Genomic DNA, 1,307 nt, shown 5'->3' with positions numbered 1-1,307 from the left:
AGGCCAGCCGGTCGGCCGCATTGACATCCTGCCGGCCGCCGAGCGCACCTATCTGCTGGAGGATCTGAACCGGACGGCGGCGGCCTATCCGTCGCAGCGGTGCATCCACGAGCTGTTCGAGGCGCAGGTGCGAAATGCGCCGGAGGCGGTGGCGGTGGTCCATGAGGACGAGCGCCTGAGCTATGGCGAGCTCAACGCGCGGGCCAACCGTCTGGCGCATCATCTGATCGGGCTCGGGGTCAGGCCGGACCAGCCGGTGGCGATCTGCCTGGAGCGCAGCGTGGCGATGGTGGTGGGGCTTTTGGCGATCCTGAAGGCGGGCGGTGCCTATCTGCCGCTGGACCCGGCCTATCCCTGCGCGCGGCTGCGGCAGGTTCTCGACGATGCCGCGCCGCGGCTGCTGCTTTGCGATGCGGCCGGCCGGGCCGCGCTCGGCCCCGAGGCGCTTGTCGATGTGAGCGTGGTCGATCTGGAGACGGCCACTCCCACCTGGGCCGAGCTGCCGGCCTGCGATCCCGAGCCGCGCGCCCTTGGTCTCACCGCGCGCCATCTCGCCTATGTCATCTACACCTCAGGCTCCACCGGAACCCCAAAGGGCGTCATGGTCGAGCATGGAAGTCTGGTGAACTATTTGCATTGGTCGGATCGCAGCCATTACGAAGAAGCCGGCAACGGTTCGCCCATGCTGCTGTCGTTCAGCTTTGATGCTGGCGTTACGACCTTATTCGGGCCTTTCTTGGCGGGCGCCAAGCTTCGTCTTGCCAACCCCATTGCCCTAATACATGCGCTTGCTGCTTTAGAGGATGGTCAGACCTATGATCTAATCAAGCTGACCCCTTCGCATCTAAGCCTGCTGAACAAGCGGCTTGAAGCCTACAAGGGACCAGCCCCGACCAGAGCACTCATGGTCGGTGGCGAGGCCTTGATCCCGGCAGACATGCAGTTTTGGCAAGAGCATTTCCCGAACGTGCGTCTGATCAATCATTATGGTCCGACAGAAGCGACGGTTGGATGTGCCACATTCGCAATATCCGACGCTGTCGGGGGGCTGGCCTCCATCCCGATCGGGCGCCCGATTGCGAACACGCGGGTGTACCTGCTGGACGGTCATGGTGGGCCCGTGCCGTTCGGGGCGGTGGGTGAGCTTTACGTTGGCGGGGCCGGCGTTGCGCGTGGCTACCTGAACCGGCCCGATCTGACGGCCGAGCGGTTCATCGCCAGTCCCTTTGTGGAAGGCGATCGGCTGTATAAGACCGGCGATCTGGCGCGTTATCTGCCGGACGGCAATCTGGAGTTTCTGGGCCGCA

At 64.3% G+C, this 1,307-nt stretch carries 1 protein-coding gene; it reads left to right on the top strand.

Annotated features, from left to right (window positions below; all coding sequences use genetic code 11):
• On the top strand, window positions 1-1,307 hold a 1,307-nt coding region (locus tag NKJ84_RS32950), incomplete at both ends, for a non-ribosomal peptide synthetase (protein WP_352509992.1).

It is taken from the genome of Mesorhizobium sp. M0048 (genome assembly GCF_040323405.1).
Taxonomy (GTDB): domain Bacteria; phylum Pseudomonadota; class Alphaproteobacteria; order Rhizobiales; family Rhizobiaceae; genus Mesorhizobium.
The sequence above is the reverse complement of the archived record's forward strand: the minus strand, read 5'-3'. Positions and strand labels throughout refer to the sequence as shown.